The sequence below is a fragment of the Scytonema hankhaensis NUACC26 genome (assembly GCF_045865695.1).
Lineage (GTDB): Bacteria > Cyanobacteriota > Cyanobacteriia > Cyanobacteriales > Nostocaceae > Scytonema.
On the sequence record NZ_BAACAP010000082.1, the window covers coordinates 1 to 15414 of the forward strand.

A 15414-nucleotide genomic window follows, 5' to 3' on the forward strand; every position below is an offset into this window, starting at 1 on the left:
GCGTCTGCCCTGATTAAAGCGCTGGAATTAGAAGCGGGAGTAACTGTTGAACCATAATTACAAATCATTGTTATCAAGATAACATCAAAAAGTATAGCCAAGAAGACAAAATCTGTCCTAGGGCGAAGGTTGGAAAAAAAAGGCAACTATAAGCTAAAAGGGTTTGGATTGACCTGTTCAACGCATCAATACAAGCAGAAATCGCAATTTAACCTCACATTAATTGCGTCTTCTCAAATTAACAAACAAATCAAAGCGAATCAGAATAATCGCGTTGCTTGACATTTAATTTCACATTCGCTCTTTCATCAATGAAAATTTGGAGATTATCATGGCTGACTTATCAAATTTACGAGTTGCAGTGTTAGCAACCGATGGGTTTGAAGAAGCTGAACTAACAGAACCTGTAAAAGCACTCAAAGAAGCTGGTGCAAAAGTGGAAATTCTCTCAACAAAATCTGAACCAATCCAAGCGTTTCGGCATCAAGATAAAGGAACGACTGTGAGCGTTGATGGACTTATCGATGAAGCACAACCAAGCGAATATGATGCGGTGTTATTGCCCGGTGGCGCACTGAATGCAGATACGTTGAGAATGGGACCTGCCGTGCAATCCTTCCTACAGCAGATGCAGCAAGCAGGTAAACCCTTCGCTATCATTTGCCACGCACCTTGGGAATTGGTGTCTGCTAACTTGGTGAAAGGACGCACTTTAACGAGTTATTACACGATTCAAGATGACATTCGTAACGCAGGTGGTAACTGGGTAGATCGAGAAGTTGTAGTCGATGGAAACTGGGTGACGAGTCGTCAACCAGATGATATTCCCGCATTCAATCGGGAAATGTTGAATCTGTTTGCACAATTCACACCGACGGCATCTGCAAAGCGTTAATCGGCTTTCTTTTTGCTTGGTGATTATAAACTTTTTACCATCAACAAAGCGCGATCGTATTTAATGCGATCGCACTGTTTTTTTATTTTTATTAACAGTGTATTTGATGGTGTTGCGGCATTCTAGAAACTAGGAATATCCAAATTTTGAGAAAACATTAGGCGATTAGAAATCACGGCTATAAAAGCTAAGTCTGCCTACGCAGACTGAATAGTAAGTCCACGTAGGTAGACTTTATTTGTATAGCTCCAGAATTCTATTCTAATGGTATTTTACCAAAACGAGATGCTCCCGTTAACTGAGACTCCTAACTCCTAAATTCTTTTTTGTAAAATCGATCGCTATTCTCTTTAATAACAAATATATCTGTTGATATTTAAGACCTCTATCTAATGAAATACAAGTCTATAAAAACGTTACTTTAAAGTGAAAATTTGATATTGACCTTTCCTACAGATCCCCATAGAACTAACACAATGAAGGAGATCCATATGGTTACTAAAACTACTAATCAATCTTTCAGCCATTCTACAAGTGTTAAAACAGACGGAAACGGCAGAATCACATCGTTTCCTGCTCCAAAGCAACTTGCAACTCCTACCGCTCTAACACCGGAACAAGTACAGGCAGTCGTTGAAGCAGTGAATCCGATTATTGCTGATGCCTTTGCACTCTACGTTTAATGTTTGCCATGCATGGTAGCCAGAAACTATTCGGTATGCCACTAGAAAGCTGTCAGGGTACTCTATACAATGTCGATCGCAAATACCTTTATCAAACGCCCGGTATTAACTACCGTTTGTACCCTAGTGATTCTGATTTTGGGGGGCGTGTGTATTCCGTTGTTACCGCTCAATTACTTGCCAGATATTGCGCCGATTCGCGTTCAGGTCTCAGCAAGCTATACTGGGGCGGATGTGGAAACTGTCGAAACTGCGGTAACGACCACGCTTGAGCGACAAATCAATGGCGTCGAGGGATTGCAGTACATGACCTCGAACAGTTCGGCAGGCAGTAGCCAAATCTCGGTGTATTTCGGATCGCAGACGGATAAAAACATTGACCAAGTGAACGTGCAGAACCGCATTGCCCGTGCCACGCCTCGGTTACCAACAACGGTACAACAATTTGGCGTGACAGCGCAAACGTCTTCTACAAGCATTTTGTTAGTGTATGCGGTTTATCCAGAAAATAATGAGTATGACGCGCTTTTTATCAGTAATTATATCGATCTGAATTTACGGGATCAACTGCTGAGAACGCCGGGAGTCGGCGATATCACAATTTTTGGTGAACAGCAGTATGCAATGCGGTTGTGGCTCGACCCAAATGCATTGGCGAGTCGGCAATTAACTGTGGCAGATGTGGCAACGGCACTGCGATCGCAAAACATTCTTGCGGGAGCTGGAACGTTAGGTCAACAGCCTGTACCTCCAGGTCAAAGCTATGAAATTCCACTGCGGGTCAATGGTCAGTTTAGAGATGCATCAGGGTTTGAGAATCTCGTCATCAAAGTGGGGAGTAATGGAGATTTAATCAAACTCCAAGATGTAGGTCGTGCCGAACTCGGCTCGGAGACTTATGCCAGTAATGCGAGGAATAATGGCAAGCCTGCAATTGGTATAGCAATTTATCAATTACCAGGTAGTAATGCGCTAGATGTGGCAAAAAACGTTCAGGCGCAAATGAATGACTTGATGAAAGATTTTCCGCCCGGATTAAAAGCCCAGATCGTTTACGATACCGTTGGGTTTGTGCAAGCGTCGCTTGAAGAAGTGGCGATCGCGCTCGTCGAAGCGATCGCGCTTGTGGTTCTCGTGATTTATCTGTTTCTGCAAAACTGGCGAGCAACGATTATTCCAATTGTTGCTATTCCCGTTTCGCTGATCGGCGCGTTAGCATTTGCTTACGTGTTTAGATTCTCACTGAACAATTTGACTTTATTTGGATTAATCTTAGCGACAGGATTAGTCGTTGATGACGCAATTATCGTCGTGGAGGCAATCGCTGGCAAAATTGAACAGGGAAGTAGACCGCTTCAAGCGTCGGTTGAGGCAATGGAGGAACTCACTGGAGCGGTCGTTTCAACGTCGCTTGTGTTGATGGCTGTGTTTATTCCAGTGGCATTTTTTCCGGGTTCGACTGGAAAAATGTATCAGCAGTTCGCGTTAGTGATTGCATTCTCAATCGCCATCTCAACGTTTAATGCGCTTTCGTTCAGTCCCAGTATGTCTGCCATTTTGCTGCGCCCGCCACAACCCGCACGCGGTCCAATTGGCTGGTTTTTTAACCGATTTAATCAGGTGCTGCGATGGATTATTGAACGGTATCTTGCGATCGTCAATTTTCTGATTCGCGTTCGTTATGCTGTCATTGGATTGTTTGTAGTAGGCTTAGCCGCGACCTACTTCATGTTCACCCATGTTCCGACTGGATTTGTTCCTAATGAAGATCAGGGGACTCTGTTAGGCATTATTCAAGCTCCGGATGGGGTGTCTCTCGGTTATACCAATCGAGTGATTGAAAGACTCGAACAAATTCTGCAAAAAGAACCAGAAATTGAGAATGTTTTCGCGACTTCGGGATTTGGCTTTGCAGGTAGTGGGTCAAATCGAGGTGTGTTCTTTGCCAGACTCAAGCCGTGGGAAGAGCGCAAACAAGCCGAGCAAAGTGCGTCTGCAATCTTAAACCGAATCAATGGCGCATTTCAAACTATCCCAGAAGCCATTATCACCGCAGTGAGTCCCCCACCAATTCAAGGCTTTAGTACGTTGGGTGGATTTGAGTTACAGCTGGAAGACCGCACCAACGGACGACTGACCATTGATGATTTTTTCGCCAATGCACAAACGATTATAGCACAAGCGAATCAAACACCAGCCCTCAGAGGCAACGTGTTTACACAGTTTACCGCCAGTACTCCACAGTTTGAAATCGACTTCGATCGCAATCGTCTCGAAGCGCTCAATGTCGATTTTCAGCAAGCTGTTAACACACTCTCTGCCGCCATTGGTTCGCAGTATGTCAACGATTTTACACTCGGACAGCGGAGCTATCGTGTTTATGTTCAGGCAGACGGCAACTACCGTCGTTCGCCAAATGATATTCGTCAGCTTTATGTGCGATCGGCAAACAACCAAATGGTTCGATTGAGTGAGGTAGCAACACTCACACCCATTACAGGTCCAGCTGTAATCAGTCATTACAATGGCTTCCGCTCAATCAATCTGCAAGGCAGAGAAGCATCGGGCTACAGTAGCGGACAAGCGATCCAGGCAATGCAGCAAGCAGTGACCCAAGCAGCAACACCGGGCGTTGGCAGTGATTGGACAGGAACCGCCCGCGAAGAATTAGCCGCAGGTAACTTGGGCATTCTGATTTTTGGCTTCGGGATCGTTATGGTGTTTCTTACACTTGCGGCTCAGTATGAAAGTTATATTGACCCCGCGATCATTCTGTTGACAGTACCGTTAGCTTTGTTAGGTGCGTTAAGTGCGCTCGCATTGCGCGGTTTGGTGAACGATGTCTACGCACACGTGGCGTTGGTGATGCTGATCGGACTCGCCTCGAAAAACGCGATTCTGATCGTCGAGTTTGCGAATCAAGCTTTTGAACAAGGCATGACGATTCGACAAGCAGCCTTGACCGCTGCAGAAGAACGGTTTCGACCAATTGTCATGACCTCAAGTGCGTCGTTGCTCGGATTTTTCCCCCTCGTCATTGCTACAGGAGCGGGTTCTGCCTCGCGCTGGTCGTTGGGAACAGCGCTGTTTGGGGGGCTACTGGTGGCAACAGTCTTGAGTTTGCTCGTTGTTCCAGTTCTGTATGTTATTATCAAGTCTTTTGAAGATCGCTTCTTAAATCGCAAATCTTCTCATCGACCCAAACCGCCTTCCTCAAATAGACACGAGGATGGACAACCAGTTGCGATCGCACAAGCTAATTCTCCTGCGGTAACGCAAACCGACGATGACAATGCGTCCAATAATTCTACCAAATAGCGATCCTAAGAGATGGAAGTTACTAGTACAAGTTGGCGGAAATAAAGTAACCATTAGTAACAGACAAAAAGCTTACACTAAGAGCTTTTGCGCCTTCTGCCCTCTGCCTCCTTACTTCTGCCTTCATGTACTAGTTGTGTCTCTTTATGATACTGCGTATATTTAGGGAAAGGATGCCCGTTTAACGGCTTATAGCAATTCCCACTTTTGTGAGGTACAGAAAAAAGAATTAACCGCAGATGAACGCGGATGGACGCTGATAAATGTGTACCTCAGCAAACTAGGAAACGCTGTATTACAAGAGGTAAAGATCGAGCTGCGACTTGATGAAACGCTAACAATGAGGTGTACCTTAGTAACTAAGTAAGGGTATAGCGAACTGAGGCAAAGTATATGAACGCCAAATTAATCGCTTTCTCTGGCATTGTGACCGCATTCGTGGGTGCAGGAATTGGTTTAGTTACTGCTCACTTATTTCCTTGCCCCTACACAAGCCAAATTTATAAAGATTTGGAGCAAAAATATGCCATTGTCGGTGCAGTTGCTGGCTTGCTAATTGGTTCTAGTCAGGAAATGATTCGGGAACTGAAGCAAGAGCGGGATGAGGAAGAAGATTTGCTACAGGATCTGGACAAAGCTGTTCGATCGAGTAGGGGAGACTTTAAAGCTCTCACCCGCAGAAAGGATCGTCCTTAATGAAGCACAGCATTTAATGATGTTGGGGGTAAAGGCAATTTACCAGGAATCCTCTTTGGTTTACCACCATATGTTTCTCATAGCGATGTTCGTAAAGAGAGCGATCGCGCTTACCATGTTGAAGCATTCTATCCCTGGCGTCTAAATAACAACATCTCAGTCACTCCTGGTTTCTGGGTGGTTCTTAACCCGGAGAATAATAGTAAAAATGATACTCAATATGTGGGGGTGATTCGCACAACCTTTGATTTTTGAATGCGATCGCAATCGTTATGACCTCACTTAGCTACATTCTTGATTTACTGCTCCTTTCTCCAGTCATTAACGATAACTGTAGTACTTGCAGCCACACTATTTTTCCTATGATGAACAAAAATTGTCTACATCACAGAAAAATAGCTAGTACAGAACTTTGCTTTTGTATAGAATAGATATACCGGTTTGCTGGAGATCTTGATTCTCAATAATTTCAAATAAGCCAGATACCTTCAAAACACCTTTTAGAGTTTTAATTCCGTACTTTTTCGGTGTACACTTAGGATCTTGACTCTTAATAAATTCCCCTGCTCTTGCTAGCAAAGTCATATCACCTATTTTGTCTGTGTTGGTTTCAGCTAAACGCAGTAACTTTACAATTTGTGTATTCTCCCATGCTGTATCAGATGAATTGGACAGATTTATATATTCAACCTTAGAGATAACTTCCGCCCTGAGTTGCTTATATAACAAATCAATTTTTGGATGAGATTCGGCGTAATTTTCCCGAATAAAGTAAAGCACACTCAATACAAATAGCTTTATATCTTCATAAAAAGACAGTGCTTCTTTGTGTTGCGATTCCAAGTCACTAATACAAGTCAAACATCCTTCTTTAGTGGCTAATATATTTACACCGTCCGACTTTCCAAATTGATGAATGAGTTTGTTTCGATTAGCAACAAGTTTTTTTAAATTCTCAACAAAGTAATCAGGATCGTATTCACAACAGCTAATAAACCTATTTATTAGATTTCCTAAAGTTTTTGACTTATTTGCTTCTTTATAACTCCTAAAGCTATCGATACCATTTTTACTACCATCTGGGTGTATATATGGAAGAAGCAACTTTAAACCTTTTTCGATTTGCTGAAATATTAACACATTTCGTCCAATTTTTATTAAGACTTCATTCACTAATTTTTCATATTCTTTTTCCATATTCAAGGATAATAAAAAAATCGTTACTTTGTGTGCGTCAAGAATTTCTGAATTTATTAAAGTTGCTGTCTTCATAGCAAATTCCAGCAATTAAATCCAGCCATTACAGAGATTAGTCTTTGAGATAAAATTCTAAATCTGTAAATCTGGTATTGGCATCAGTGATGTTGCTGAAAAATCCAAGGCTAGAAAAACTATCCTCAGTTTAGTTATTAATTCGGCTCTGAATTTCACTACCAAATGTGGGATCGAGATTGACTAGGAAAACATCAAAACGTTGAATTACCATTCCCATTCAACTTGCTCCCAATCTGTTGCAGTGACCTCATCTAACAAAACATCATCGTTTTGCTTTGCCATCATTGCAAAGGCTTCGTCCCAGCCAGCACGCAATTGTGGTGCTGCACGCACAATTAAGCGATCGCCTTCTACTTCAATTTCAACCTCTGTGTGAATTCCACTTTGCTCCAACAGAGGTTTGGGAATACGAATACCTTGGGAATTGCCAATTTTAACAATACGAGTTCTGACAGTTGCACTCATGTCGTAATTCTAGATGCTTTTTTTTAGTAATTACATTGTAATCACAATTTGACTAGAAATGGGGATTGGGGATTAGGGACTGGGGACTGGGGATTAATTCCCGCTTCGCCAATTGCCAATCCCCAGCCCCCAATCCCCTTAACGAACAAATGTCCACTCTAAGGTTTTGATAGGTGAAGTCTGTAGTGCCTGTGTGAGTTCTTCATTACTGTCAAATTTTAATTTCTCTGGGTAAGTGGCTTCTACATTCACAGTAAACTTGTCCTCTAAAAAAGGCCATGGTTTGACTGTGACTCCATCGCTTGTCTCTATGACATCATAGCGAGTGCCATCTGGTAGAGTCGCAATTTCTAAAGCACGTTCGCCGGCAGGTAACACCCGATTGCATAAGATAAGGGATAGGCGATCGCACCACTGAAAAAACTCGTAAGCTTCTGCTGCTTCGTCTTTTGTAATATTCAACTCTTGCCGCCATTGTTCCTGATTTTGGAGTTGTTCGTCCAAAAAGTTATCCAATTCTGGTGATTCTCCACGCTTTCCTTCGTTCAGAAAGCTCACGTGCATGGAAATCATCATTGCCACCCACCTTCCCCGATATCGAGCATTATGCGTGAGTTGCTGCAACTTGTTGAAATCAATTGTCTTAACGAGAGTAAAGTCTAAAGGTGCGCCAGCTTCTGTCAGGTGATTGCCTTCCCATTCCTTTTCCAAATCGTCGTGATGGGAAATAGCCGCGATTGTTTCCAACCAGCGTATGGGACGTTTCTGAGGATGCCAGTGTCCAGCAATCTGAGCTGCAAGCAAAGCATGGGCGCGATGGTAAATTACTTCCCAACCTTTTTCGTATAAATTAGCAATCATGAATTAAACTTAGACGCTCGTGTAATATGGATTTACTTTCTCATATTGCACTGATTCAAGACGAAAATTCATCTTATCTAAGATAGGAATTGAGTACTGAAAACCACAAAAAAAGCATTCTATGAATAGATTGACATCTAAAGATTGGATTATTATTACCCAACGACTAACTCCTTACTTATTTTTGCTACCAGCAATGGTCATTTTAGGATTAACCGTGTTTTGGCCAGCACTGCAAGCATTTTACCTCAGTTTTACCCGATATGAATACGATCTAACACAGATGCCACAATGGGTGGGTTTAGACAACTTTAACAGATTGTGGAAAGACCCAGTTTTTTGGAAAACTTTAGGTAATACCCTATTATACCTTGTAGGTGTCGTACCGATTTTGGTTATTGCTCCTCTAGTACTAGCAATTTTAGTCAATCAAAAATTGCGCGGAATGAACTGGTTTAGGGCGGCTTATTACACGCCAGTTGTCATTTCAATGGTAGTTGCTGGGATTGCTTGGAGGTGGTTGTATGCAGAAACGGGTTTGCTGAACCAACTGCTTAAAGGTATTTTTCCAGGAGGAATTCCTTGGCTCACCAGTCCCCAATTTGCCCTGTACAGTGTCATGGCTGTCACTATTTGGAAGGGGTTAGGGTATTACATGGTAATTTATCTAGCCGGGTTACAATCCATTCCCAGCGATATCTATGAAGCAGCAGCCATAGATGGTTCAGATGGTATTAGCAAGCATTGGGATATTACTGTACCCTTAATGCAACCTTATCTAGGTTTAGTTGCAGTGATATCAGCAATTTCTGCTACTAAGGTCTTTGAAGAAATATATATCATGACCCAAGGTGGACCTCGTAATAGCTCAAAAACGATTGTTTACTATTTATACGAGCAAGCATTTACGAACTTGGAAATTAGCTATGCTTGTACAATTGGATTAGTACTGTTTTTAATTATTTTGTGTCTATCTATTTTGCGGTTATCGCTAGATCGCAGTACGGGAGAAACGTTAACAGTGACCAGTGACCAGTGACTATTCGTGAACGGATGTGTATAGATTTAGTGAATTCGTTAAGCTAGTATGTATAGCAATCCTACGTGATTTGTGAAAATTCATGGTGTCCAGACTTCCGACTTTTCAAAGAAGTTGGGGAGCTAATTTTTAACAAATGATTTAGAATTGCTATAGTATGTCTAATAACATTAGTAACTATAAAGCCTTTTTTTTAGTAATAGAGCCGTTGTAGTATGCTTACAACCACAGAAAACTCAATCAGATCTCTTTCAAGTGAGAATGGCGAAATCATTCTTAATGGTTTGGCTTCAACCCAGTTGGTATTAAAGCATTTGTATGAATCCGGTAATGGACAATTCTCTAGAAAGGATCTTTTAGATGACTTAATGAAGCTTGGAAAGATTTCAGAACAAATAAAATCGGAAAATTATCTTGGAGAAAAGATGAAAATTTTCTTTTCTGAGTATCAAATTCTTTCTAACAAACTCAAAACCAAATACAGCGATCTTCTACCAAGTAGAGTGATTGAAAAGCTTGAAGCAGGAGAAAAATATACCGAGGGTTTAAAAAAGCTGCTCTCTGCTCAATCGTATATGATTCAGGCATTTGATGATAAAGATATTGTAAGTCAAGCAGAAAAACTTTACACGGGGATGGTTAAGGTGTCAGAAATTTTAGAATCGTACATATCTTACTTCCCCGAAGAGTTAATAAAAATCGTCAATAATGCAGCGTTGCAAATTCTTGCAGATCGATATCTTCAGCCAGAACAGTCTGCACTTCCAACAGCAGCAATAAATTATCTAATTGCTCTGAAAAACACTACAAGGAGTTTACTATGGCAAATAGAAAATTACCAAAAGGATAAAAAATACACTGTTGGTGAGTTATTAGATTGGTTAGAAACTGCACCAAGTTGGGTTGGAGACGATTTTGAAGAGTGCTTGGAATACGTTAATCGTGTTAGAAAATAATAACGTTCAGTTAAGGCTAATTTCTTGTGTATTTGCTAGATACTAATCACTGTAGTTTTGTACTTGTTCAACGAGATGCACAGGTTATTCAAACGCTAAACTCACTGATAACAGATTGTGAGATCGCTATCAACACAATTGTTTATAGTGAACTGGTAACAATGGTTGAGAAATCACAGAGAAAAGAAGAAAACTTTACCTTGCTTAATGCATTCATCAAGAGATTAAAAGTTTATTCTATAGATGAAGAAACATCTAAAATTTACGGAAAGTTTCATGCTGAAATATTTGAAATGTTTGCACCAGTAGAAAAAGCAAAACGCAGAAATTTTGATATCAAAGATGCAGGTGTACGAATTAATGATTTATGGATAGCCTGCACAGCAATACAACACAACTTGATAATTGTGTCAGAAGATAGAGATTTCAGAGTGATGAATCAAGTAAGAAGTTTGCAACTAGAGTGTTGGAAATGATAGTTGACCACCCTTTTTCCTTACACCTTCTCCTTTGCTGGTGGCACAATACCAAACTTGCTTAGACCTTTGTCGAGTTCCCTAAGTGTTTTAAAATCTTCTTCTGGTAAGGGGTAACCGCCACTGCTGAATACACCAGTACTGATAGCAGGGTTCTTTTCTAAAAAGGAGAATGCTTGACGAAACTGCTGCGATTCTGCCTTGATTGGTGCATCAAAATGGCAGGGAATAATCCATTGAAAATCCCAACTTGCTACCTTATTAGCCCAATCGATGGTTTCTTGAGGAGCGCGATTGAGAATGAGGGTTTGTAAAATTGGTGCTACAAACAGACGCCCGTCTCCTCGCAATGCATCAAATGATTGTTTCCAATCAGGCTTCCATTTGAAAGGAAATAAACCAAAATAAGCTTTCTTGGAACGTTCGGGTGCTTTTAAGGCATTGCGAAACACTTCACTCCATTTTATAACTTCTAACATACTTGGTCGGAAGTACAAGGCAAATAATGCAGTCCTTTGCCATCCCTTGCGGCGGTTTGCTTGATTGTCTTCGATGAAATCGGATGCTTTATCTTTGGCGTGGAATAGCAAGGGGTATGGATCTAATTGCACGATCGCGGGCGGTTCTTCTGATACGGAGAGGATAGAATCTGTAACGAGGAGTGAGTGCGATCGCTTGTGAAAGAAGGCGACTTCTGCAAATCGCCCCGGTCCTAGTTCAATCGGATCGAGTATTGCATAATCAAATTGATTGCCAAAAGGAGTTTGACTGCTATCTTCTGGAAGTACCTGAGTGCGATTTTGAGGTAAGCCAAGCCAACTGAGTGGAAGATTAAGAGGGAAACTCCATTGCTTAGGAGCTACAAAAACCCGTGCCTCAGGGAAATATCTAGCAAAGGGACCGACAAAAACTTTGTGTTCTAAACCAGAAATAGTTGGCAGGATGATGTATTTAACATTACCATGTTCTGCTACCAACTCATTCACTAGGCGAATACATTCTGGGGTTGGTGCAACGGGAGAGTAAACGAGAAGACCTCCTGCTTCTAACTTTACAACCGTCATGCGAATAGGTACAACCACGTAGAAGATACCCTGAAGCTGGTCAAAAGTCCAGATAGTGTCCCTAACGACTTCTTTGCGAATTGTCCGCCGCTCGCCAAAGGGATAAAGTGGCAAAGCTGGCCAAAATTGCCATGAAAAGTCCTTGGTATTGTTCTGTTGTCCCTGCGTTTCCTGCACTTTCATTTTGGTTGAGTCATATCATGTTCGGCTGATTAATTACCATTAAAGCTCACGCAAGGACGCAAGGGCGCAAAGACAGGCGCGACTTTTATCAGAAAAATTTTGTGTCTTTTTTTGTAATGAGTGCTTGAAGTTACAATTGACCGAGTTTAGAACCCCAACTTCTCGAAGAAGTTGGGGTTCTAACTGTTATTTTTTCATACCGGGAGTCCGTCCACCTTCGTCGTTACTTCCACCATGAGGATGGGAATTTCCCGGATCGCAACCCTCAGCACCGTTACCAATTCCTTGGTTGCAATGCTGCTTTTTGGGTTTTCCTTGTTCAACATTGAGTTCTTCAGCTTCTCCTTGCTGTCCAACCTGCATTTGCACTCGCCCTACAGCATATTGCGAGGATATATCTACTACTTCCCCAGTGCTAACTAATGCTTTATATATCAAAGCGACAACTTTAGCGCGAGTTGCTACTTTGTCAGCGTTGAGTGACTGAACGTTAGGGTAGTTAACGATAATACCTCGTTGTGTGAGTGCTGCGATCGCATTCCGAACGTCGCTTCTAATAGTCGTTGCATCAGTGTAAGCGGTCAGAATAGCTTCTGTAGATCCGCTAACAGTATAGTTAAGACCTTCTGCCAAGGCAAACAAAGTTTCCAAGCGAGAAAGGTTCATAGTTGGGTTGAACATATTGCCAGAAGCTCCCAAGAAGCCCATTTGATAAGCTTCGCGGATGGCATTGTAAGCCCAGTATGCTGTTGAGACATCTTTAAACTTGACTGCACTCCGGATAGTGACTTTATCAAAAGCTTGGCTTAACATTGCCGCAAATTGAGCGCGAGTCACATATTCATCTGGGCGGAAAGTTCCATCGGGGAAACCTTCAATAATTTCTAGCGCTGCTAACTCAGCAATAAAATCTTTTGCCCAGTGGTTGACAGACACATCCGAAAACTTCACTTGAACGCCACTGGCTGTACCGATTTCTCGATAGCCCATCATCATTTGGGTAATATCGTAAGTCGCTACCGTCTGCGCTAACTTCCTGTAATTGTACCAGTTGACCGGGTTTAGCTTTTAAAGCTGCTGCTAAGTTAGAACTAAAAACATTGAGAGACTGACGAACAACTGCAAATTCACCTTTGGAGAAGGATGCAGGATAAACGCTAGTCTTAGCAACAGTTGAATAACCTTGAGCTTGGAACTGGCTCACTTTAGCTTGTTGGGAACTGGTGAAGAAGCTAGCACTTTGACCGCTCACTTGGGAGAAGTAGTCATAGGTGGTAGAGCCTTCATCAACAACGCCATCTAAGTCAGCATCTAAGCCGTAAACAGTACGGACAACTTTATACTGTGTTGGGTTTGCTGACAAAATCAGATTAACGACTGTATTTGCAGACAAAGCTTCAAATTCGCTGTAACCGATAAAGCGGTTTTGAGTATCGAACAAGCGCACAATTATTCTGTCGCCTGCTTTCAAGCCCTTCACAAATTTAGCTTTATGCTTAATCTTATACTTGTAATCACCTAAAAAGCGCTCTTTGAAATAGCCTTTGCCACGCTTACCTTTAATAGAGATGCGAGCAATAACTTCTGAAAAGCTTCCTGATGGTTGCAGAATAGAAAGAGTAAAACCTGTTTTGCTTTTAACAGCAACAGTCGCAGCGCTAATTTGAGTGCTTTGTACGGATGCAGCCATTGCACCGCTAGATTGGGAACTTTGTGCAGAAGCCGCTACAGCACTTGCTTGAGTTCTGCGTTGTACCACTACGGTTTCTCGGCGTTGGATAGCAGTTGTGCGATTGATGATTTGTTCGTTAGTGCTTCGCACCTTCATCATTGTTGCAGTAATAGCTTGGGTTGACCCTTCATCAAGTTTTGCGATCGCACCAGACTCGTTGGTACGGTACACCCACATTTGGCTATCACTTGCAACAACAAGTTGCCAACCAGGTACCAAAGCCTTGGTACAACTTCCTTCTTCTTTTAATCCCAAACAGCCATTAGGCCAAATAATCCTTTCTGCTTTAACAACGCGCAATGCAGAAGCTTCTACACTTGCACGTTGGGAAATATCACTAAATACCACTGTTTTGACTTCTTCTGGCAATTCAGATGAAACTGATGTCTTGTCGTCATCATCAGCAATTAACAATTTTTGCTTTGCAGAAGTTTCAGCGCTTTGTGCTTCGGTAGTTTTGGATACAGAAGCTGCAATAGCTGATGATACTGGAGAAGCGATCGCCAAATAAGCAGCTGCCAAAACGATTTTGCCGAAGTTAGTTAAATAGGATTGATTCATGTGTCCCACACCATTGAAAATAGCATTAATGGTAAATGCGCCCTAATGCCTCTCTCGTCTATTAATCCCCGTGGCACGGTAAAAATTAACACTGAAATTAAAATTTTAAGAAACTTCATAATTAGAGCCCCGACTTCTTGAAGAAGTCGGGGCTCTTGGTCTGAATTATGTCATACTTGTTGCGGGTCTTCACGGGGAGGATGAAAACTGCCTTGTATCCAGAGCTGTCGAGATTTTTGGATAAAGCGATCGATGCGACGTTCATCATTTAAGTCGAGCCGATTACAAGTAGCTCGACCTATAGCACTAGTACCAACAATTTTAGTGCCATCTTCTGTCCAGATAAAGTGTTCAGACCATTGTTGCTGACGGGGATTGAATAAAGGAACTTCTTGTTGAGTGTTTGGGTCAATACCGACAGTGAAATTATAGTGACGTTCATTACAGAGACGACAAGCTAAAGCTAAATTATTTACATCATCTGAACCTCCCAAAGACTTCGGTATTATGTGGTCAATAGTAAGAGGAGATGTACTGAGAAATTCCAGATAATGACAGTATTCACATCGAAAATTAGCACGTTGCCGTACCAATTCTTGAATCTTATTAGAAATAGTCATGATTGAGATACAATTGTAGCATTAATATAACTGAAAATCGTATCTAATTCTCCAATAGCCTCTAGTTCAGCAGCTTCTTCTGGTGTCAGTAAATCAGCTTTTTTTCTATCTAGCAGTTCTTGCATCCGTGAGCCTAACTCTTCAGTGAATTTGAAAAGATTGAGATTGTTCACTTTTTCAACTCGAATACCGGATGTTAACCACGATGAAGGTTTAATTACTACTGGGTTCATAATTTTATACTCATTACCAATTTACAACGCTTACTTTAATTATGTTGCCAATTAATTTTAAACGATTGGGAAGTCTTTAGCCCAAAAACTTATCAATCAGGTAAGAGAAGAGTTAATTGATGAGACTACTCGCGATCAAGTGCTAACATTTATTCAAAACATTTTAGTCTATAAGTTCCCAAATCTTACCCCCGAGGAAATAGCAGCTATGCTTAACCTGAGTGATGATATAGAAGAAACTACCTATTATCAAAGTGTTTTGAAAAAAACTAAGTTAAAAGGTAACCGTTCAGGGGGGTAAAAGGGCGATCGCCATGAAGGGGACAACTTGGGTCAGGGAAAAAATGCCACTATCAG

The 15414-nt window shown here is 41.7% G+C and carries 16 protein-coding genes and 1 pseudogene; 9 read left to right on the forward strand and 8 right to left on the reverse strand.

The features are described 5' to 3' along the window. Nucleotides 1-331 precede the first annotated feature (331 nt). The 5 genes and pseudogenes from ACKTT2_RS02810 to ACKTT2_RS02830 all read left to right on the forward strand — a co-directional run. A complete protein-coding gene (locus ACKTT2_RS02810) occupies nucleotides 332-895 on the forward strand; it encodes a type 1 glutamine amidotransferase domain-containing protein (protein ID WP_407883755.1) in 564 nt (187 codons plus the stop codon). Nucleotides 896-1386: 491 nt separating this feature from the next. Next, nucleotides 1387-1578 (forward strand): hypothetical protein, encoded by a 192-nt coding sequence (locus tag ACKTT2_RS02815; RefSeq protein ID WP_407883757.1) that lies wholly within the window; start codon nucleotides 1387-1389, stop codon nucleotides 1576-1578. A gap of 69 nt (nucleotides 1579-1647) precedes the next feature. Continuing rightward, complete coding sequence (locus tag ACKTT2_RS02820; protein ID WP_407883759.1) at nucleotides 1648-4896, forward strand: efflux RND transporter permease subunit; 3249 nt, start codon at nucleotides 1648-1650, stop codon at nucleotides 4894-4896. Between the two features lie 393 nt (nucleotides 4897-5289). Next, nucleotides 5290-5592, forward strand: coding sequence for a hypothetical protein (locus tag ACKTT2_RS02825; RefSeq protein ID WP_407883761.1), 303 nt, complete (start codon nucleotides 5290-5292; stop codon nucleotides 5590-5592). A 21-nt stretch (nucleotides 5593-5613) separates the two neighbouring features. Next, a pseudogene (locus tag ACKTT2_RS02830) lies at nucleotides 5614-5847 on the forward strand (iron uptake porin); the annotation flags it as partial. Between the two features lie 144 nt (nucleotides 5848-5991). Here ACKTT2_RS02830 and ACKTT2_RS02835 read toward each other — a convergent pair. From ACKTT2_RS02835 to ACKTT2_RS02845, 3 genes are all read right to left on the reverse strand, one after another. Beyond that, nucleotides 5992-6864 carry an LOTUS domain-containing protein gene (locus ACKTT2_RS02835; RefSeq protein ID WP_407883763.1) on the reverse strand — a complete coding sequence of 291 codons (873 nt, stop codon included), beginning with the start codon at nucleotides 6862-6864 and terminating at the stop codon, nucleotides 5992-5994. 207 nt (nucleotides 6865-7071) lie between these two features. Continuing rightward, nucleotides 7072-7332, reverse strand: a complete 261-nt coding sequence (locus ACKTT2_RS02840) for an AbrB/MazE/SpoVT family DNA-binding domain-containing protein (protein WP_407883765.1) — start codon at nucleotides 7330-7332, stop codon at nucleotides 7072-7074. 138 nt (nucleotides 7333-7470) lie between these two features. Continuing rightward, nucleotides 7471-8193 (reverse strand): DUF3891 family protein, encoded by a 723-nt coding sequence (locus ACKTT2_RS02845; protein ID WP_407883767.1) that lies wholly within the window; start codon nucleotides 8191-8193, stop codon nucleotides 7471-7473. A 121-nt stretch (nucleotides 8194-8314) separates the two neighbouring features. Between ACKTT2_RS02845 and ACKTT2_RS02850 the strand changes: the two genes are divergently transcribed. The 3 genes from ACKTT2_RS02850 to ACKTT2_RS02860 all read left to right on the forward strand — a co-directional run bounded on the left by ACKTT2_RS02850 (nucleotide 8315) and on the right by ACKTT2_RS02860 (nucleotide 10664). Continuing rightward, entirely contained in the window at nucleotides 8315-9232 is a 918-nt protein-coding gene (locus tag ACKTT2_RS02850) for a carbohydrate ABC transporter permease (protein ID WP_407883769.1), read from the forward strand. 215 nt (nucleotides 9233-9447) lie between these two features. Further along, nucleotides 9448-10188 carry a glycosyltransferase family protein gene (locus tag ACKTT2_RS02855; protein ID WP_407883771.1) on the forward strand — a complete coding sequence of 247 codons (741 nt, stop codon included), beginning with the start codon at nucleotides 9448-9450 and terminating at the stop codon, nucleotides 10186-10188. 26 nt (nucleotides 10189-10214) lie between these two features. Beyond that, nucleotides 10215-10664, forward strand: a complete 450-nt coding sequence (locus ACKTT2_RS02860; protein WP_407883773.1) for a type II toxin-antitoxin system VapC family toxin — start codon at nucleotides 10215-10217, stop codon at nucleotides 10662-10664. A gap of 20 nt (nucleotides 10665-10684) precedes the next feature. Here the strand turns inward: ACKTT2_RS02860 and ACKTT2_RS02865 are convergent, their stop codons facing one another. From ACKTT2_RS02865 to ACKTT2_RS02885, 5 genes are all read right to left on the reverse strand, one after another. After that, the gene (locus tag ACKTT2_RS02865; RefSeq protein ID WP_407883775.1) at nucleotides 10685-11911 is read right to left on the reverse strand and encodes a DUF4336 domain-containing protein; all 1227 of its coding nucleotides are present in this window, start codon (nucleotides 11909-11911) and stop codon (nucleotides 10685-10687) included. A 186-nt stretch (nucleotides 11912-12097) separates the two neighbouring features. Further along, nucleotides 12098-12847, reverse strand: coding sequence for an S-layer homology domain-containing protein (locus ACKTT2_RS02870; protein WP_407883777.1), 750 nt, complete (start codon nucleotides 12845-12847; stop codon nucleotides 12098-12100). Continuing rightward, entirely contained in the window at nucleotides 12810-14204 is a 1395-nt protein-coding gene (locus ACKTT2_RS02875; protein WP_407883779.1) for a DUF8738 domain-containing protein, read from the reverse strand. Before ACKTT2_RS02875 ends, ACKTT2_RS02870 begins: the two co-directional genes overlap by 38 nt. Nucleotides 14205-14374: 170 nt before the next feature. Further along, nucleotides 14375-14824, reverse strand: coding sequence for an HNH endonuclease (locus ACKTT2_RS02880; RefSeq protein WP_407883781.1), 450 nt, complete (start codon nucleotides 14822-14824; stop codon nucleotides 14375-14377). After that, nucleotides 14821-15057, reverse strand: a complete 237-nt coding sequence (locus ACKTT2_RS02885; RefSeq protein ID WP_407883783.1) for a hypothetical protein — start codon at nucleotides 15055-15057, stop codon at nucleotides 14821-14823. Before ACKTT2_RS02885 ends, ACKTT2_RS02880 begins: the two co-directional genes overlap by 4 nt. Nucleotides 15058-15121: 64 nt before the next feature. On the opposite strand from ACKTT2_RS02885, the gene ACKTT2_RS02890 reads away from it, so the two are divergent. Next, nucleotides 15122-15358, forward strand: coding sequence for a DUF2887 domain-containing protein (locus tag ACKTT2_RS02890; protein WP_407883785.1), 237 nt, complete (start codon nucleotides 15122-15124; stop codon nucleotides 15356-15358). Nucleotides 15359-15414: the final 56 nt, after the last annotated feature.

Bases quoted from the DNA above. Each gene is read 5' to 3' on its own strand.
- ACKTT2_RS02810 (WP_407883755.1), top strand. From the start codon at position 332: ATGGCTGACTTATCAAATTTACGAGTTGCAGTGTTAGCAACCGATGGG.
- ACKTT2_RS02815 (WP_407883757.1), top strand. From the start codon at position 1,387: ATGGTTACTAAAACTACTAATCAATCTTTCAGCCATTCTACAAGTGTT.
- ACKTT2_RS02880 (WP_407883781.1), bottom strand. From the start codon at position 14,824: ATGACTATTTCTAATAAGATTCAAGAATTGGTACGGCAACGTGCTAAT.
- ACKTT2_RS02820 (WP_407883759.1), top strand. From the start codon at position 1,648: ATGTCGATCGCAAATACCTTTATCAAACGCCCGGTATTAACTACCGTT.
- ACKTT2_RS02845 (WP_407883767.1), bottom strand. From the start codon at position 8,193: ATGATTGCTAATTTATACGAAAAAGGTTGGGAAGTAATTTACCATCGC.
- ACKTT2_RS02840 (WP_407883765.1), bottom strand. From the start codon at position 7,332: ATGAGTGCAACTGTCAGAACTCGTATTGTTAAAATTGGCAATTCCCAA.
- ACKTT2_RS02875 (WP_407883779.1), bottom strand. From the start codon at position 14,204: ATGAATCAATCCTATTTAACTAACTTCGGCAAAATCGTTTTGGCAGCT.
- ACKTT2_RS02855 (WP_407883771.1), top strand. From the start codon at position 9,448: ATGCTTACAACCACAGAAAACTCAATCAGATCTCTTTCAAGTGAGAAT.
- ACKTT2_RS02835 (WP_407883763.1), bottom strand. From the start codon at position 6,864: ATGAAGACAGCAACTTTAATAAATTCAGAAATTCTTGACGCACACAAA.
- ACKTT2_RS02865 (WP_407883775.1), bottom strand. From the start codon at position 11,911: ATGAAAGTGCAGGAAACGCAGGGACAACAGAACAATACCAAGGACTTT.
- ACKTT2_RS02850 (WP_407883769.1), top strand. From the start codon at position 8,315: ATGAATAGATTGACATCTAAAGATTGGATTATTATTACCCAACGACTA.
- ACKTT2_RS02825 (WP_407883761.1), top strand. From the start codon at position 5,290: ATGAACGCCAAATTAATCGCTTTCTCTGGCATTGTGACCGCATTCGTG.
- ACKTT2_RS02885 (WP_407883783.1), bottom strand. From the start codon at position 15,057: ATGAACCCAGTAGTAATTAAACCTTCATCGTGGTTAACATCCGGTATT.